We start from the raw sequence: 3298 nt of genomic DNA on the forward strand, positions 1-3298 counted from the left end.
TTTCCTCTCGCTGTGCGACATTCCGATTACTCCAAACGCCGTGAGTGGATGGACACAGACTGACGGACACTTGCCTGGGGAGGTTTTAACAGTCTCCCACTCTACCGTGCGCCTTTCAGGTCGCACTCACAAAGTCATCTGCGTATCGAATTAAACTTAGTGCCTTCTTGTTTGCGTGTTTCCTACCTGGTAGGGATTCAGCATATTGTTTAATTTCGTTTTCCATACCGTGGAGGGCTATGTTGGCCAGCAGGGGGGAGATGACTCCACCTTGTGGGGTACCTTCCTTGGTAATTGAGAATGTATTATTATCTATCACACCGGCTTTGAGCCAGGACTTAATTAAACGTCTTAGTGATGGATAAGTATTTACTTTTGTTAGTAGGGAATCATGGTTGATTTTATCGAAGCATTGAGAAATGTCGGCATCTAATACCCATTTAGGCATTTTTCTGATGCTGTTAAATATGGCCTCGATAGCGTCATGACATGAGCGTCCTGGTCTGAATCCGTATGAATTTGATTCAAATTTTGCTTCCCATTCAGGTTCAAGTGCCTGTTTGGTGAGTGCTTGTAAGGCGCGGTCATACATGGTTGGTATACCCAGAGGGCGTTTTTCCGTATGTCCAGGTTTTGGAATCCATACTCGACGTGTCGGTTTTGCCTTTTTGGAGACCTTCAGGTTGGCTACTAAGGCGAGGCGTTGTTTCTGAGTTAGAGATTTAACCCCGTCTATTCCGGCAGTCTTTTTACCTTTGTTCTCCTGGGTGACCTTTCTGACCGCAATCATTTTAGCTGTCCAGGACTTCATCAGAGTCTTTTGTAATTTTCTTACCACACGGATATCACCACGTTGAGAAGCTCGGTATATTCGGTTTTGTAACTTAAATAAGGTTTTTTCTAGTTTTTTCCAGTTGACCTTATTCCATTCCACCGTCTGGATTTCCAGCGTTTTAGACTTTTCCATTACTACTAGCAACTATACCTTTTCCTATGAAGTGAGTCCGTCAGCATATCCTAGAAGTTACTCTAGGCATTAGCTTCTGACTCAATCTCTCCCCCATATAACCTACGGCTAACTACCTACTCAACAATCGACCTTGTTGAGAGTACATATGGGGGTTACCTCGTTCCTGATAACCATTGTTTTGGACTTTTAGGGTGATACTCTTCACCGAGGATTAGAGGAATCTATAAAAGGGCGTTTAACCTTTTATTCTTTTTATCCTATGACTTTTTGTCTGTGGCGCTTCAGCCTATTGCGCCACTCACTTATGACGATGATTTATACGTATCTTCCTGTTGTACCCATGAGTCCTTGCCTGCTTAGGTTCACCACCTTAGGTTAGTAGTGCTTCACTATTCGACCCCGCTTTATCCATAAGCTTGTTAGTTCTCTATGAATAGGGGTAGGGCTGTCATTCGGATTCCACGAAGGTTGGGCTTTCACCAACATGGTTATCAAGTTATCTAGAATTAATTCTAGTGACTAATCCCCCATATTTAAAATATGGTTTCTAGTCAACGAGTCACACAAGCGCCATAAGTCCCAGGTGCCCTTGAGTTTTAGCTTTCCGTTCGCGTAGCGTGACCGAAGGTCAATTCCTTTCTTGTCACTGAAGACGATCGATTTCTTGTTAGGGGACAACTTCCACCCTGATTGCTTGTATTCAACCGTTCGCGCAGCGTCGGCTACGCCGAATCTACAGTGTTTTTGGAAACGAGGATAGCCTTTCTTTCCTGGTACCTTTTTATTGCAGTTTTCAAAGAAGCGAGAAATTGATGACCGGAGATGAAACCTTAGAATAGTGGAGCCTTTATGGGTGACTGGCTATGGGTAAAAGGGTTAAAAATTTTGTAATAGCGATGCAGCGCGGTCTTGGGGGTCTCCCCCATGAGCGACTGCATCAAGACAAGGCTCCACTATTCTTACGGTAACTTCTAACCATGCCCTTTCAGCCGCAGCTTGTCGGGCAGTAGAGTTTAGTTCATTAGCAAACGGAAACTCTTTAGCCAATATTTTGCAATATTTACTAAGGTCGTACTTACCTGTTCCTTTGTTATCGATCCATAGACGAATGCAACTATTACGAATAAATTTAACTGTCCGAATGGCTTCATCTATAGCCTGATATTGGATGGGTTTTCCGTATGCTTTAAACTCTAATATGATCATCAGAACTCGACCTCTTCTGTTATATTCTTACGCTAAAAAAAATAGCGAAAACTTACAAGTACTAGCCAGGATTTTTCTCACGGCGACTAAAGTCGCTACTAGCTTTCATCCCCGGTTTAAAAACACGGGGCTTTCAGCTTTGGGAATTCCGTAAACCTGTTGGCGTTGCTAATGTCTTTGAATGAATAGGAGTAGAGTGGGCATCCTGCCCGCCCGAAGATTGTAACCGGCATCTTGGTGCCACCAAGATGCCGGTGCCACCAAGATGCCGGTGCCACCTCACTCTTAAAATCATTCCATTATTAAGCAACGCCAAACTTTAACCCTTTTCCCATAACCCTCTAACTATAGCAAGTCTTATACCCATGAGGTACAAATTTATGGGTTTTAGGGAGCAGGGAGCAGGGAGCAGGGAGCAGGGAGCAGGGAGCAGGGAAGTGGGAAGTGGGAAAAAATAATGTGTACCTCATAGCTATGATAAACGCTATATAAAGGCTCCACTCCCTTACGGTAACTTCAACACCTACAACGCACGAGGTGGGGGAATTTCGCAGGTTTTTGTTAAAACGGAGAAAGAAATCTCAAGAGTATGCTACCAACCGATGCCAAGGTGTTGCCTAAATTAGAACCTCCTTTAGAGGTTGCAGAATTTTGGGCAATTTCTATCCCTTTAACCAAACTCTGTGACGCTTGGTATCCAGGAATATTTCCTTGTTCTTTAAACAGTTCAATAGCAATAGTGCCATCTTGGGTCGCTGCTATTTCCTCTCCCAGTCGGAAACGAGCCATACCACGAGCCAGAAAAGCTGGAGCAAAGTCAGGCTTCATGGTCAAGGTTTTGTCGTAATACTCTATGGCAGTTTTGTAGTTACCTCTTTTCGCTTCTACTACTCCCCACGCATAGAAATCTTCTGGGGTACCTGCATAATCTGGAATACCAATGGTTCCTTGTATATAAGCATTACTCAAGCTCACACCATACAACTGGGCATTAACTAAAAACGCTTCCCTCAGGTCAGTACTAAATAAGTTAGCACCAGCGAGATTAGCACCAGTAAGATTAGCACCATTGAGAGAAGCACCACTGAGATTGGCACCACTCAGGTCAGCACCTGTCAAATT

Annotated in this window: 2 protein-coding genes and 3 pseudogenes; all 5 read right to left on the bottom strand. The window is 43.9% G+C overall.

From position 1 onward, the window contains the following. Positions 1 to 127 precede the first annotated feature (127 nt). Positions 128 to 967: pseudogene (locus F6K52_RS34415) on the bottom strand (reverse transcriptase domain-containing protein); the annotation flags it as partial. Positions 968 to 1537: 570 nt separating this feature from the next. Next, a pseudogene (locus F6K52_RS34420) lies at positions 1538 to 1786 on the bottom strand (hypothetical protein); the annotation flags it as partial. Positions 1787 to 1945: 159 nt separating this feature from the next. Beyond that, positions 1946 to 2176: pseudogene (locus F6K52_RS34425) on the bottom strand (RNA-guided endonuclease TnpB family protein); the annotation flags it as partial. 341 nt (positions 2177 to 2517) lie between these two features. Beyond that, positions 2518 to 2646 carry a hypothetical protein gene (locus F6K52_RS34430; protein WP_293089410.1) on the bottom strand — a complete coding sequence of 43 codons (129 nt, stop codon included), beginning with the start codon at positions 2644 to 2646 and terminating at the stop codon, positions 2518 to 2520. A 91-nt stretch (positions 2647 to 2737) separates the two neighbouring features. Beyond that, positions 2738 to 3298, bottom strand: a 561-nt coding sequence (locus tag F6K52_RS34435) for a pentapeptide repeat-containing protein (RefSeq protein WP_293089412.1), incomplete at its 5' end; no start/stop codon positions are given.

The organism is Moorena sp. SIO3H5, from assembly GCF_010692395.1.
GTDB lineage: Bacteria > Cyanobacteriota > Cyanobacteriia > Cyanobacteriales > Coleofasciculaceae > Moorena.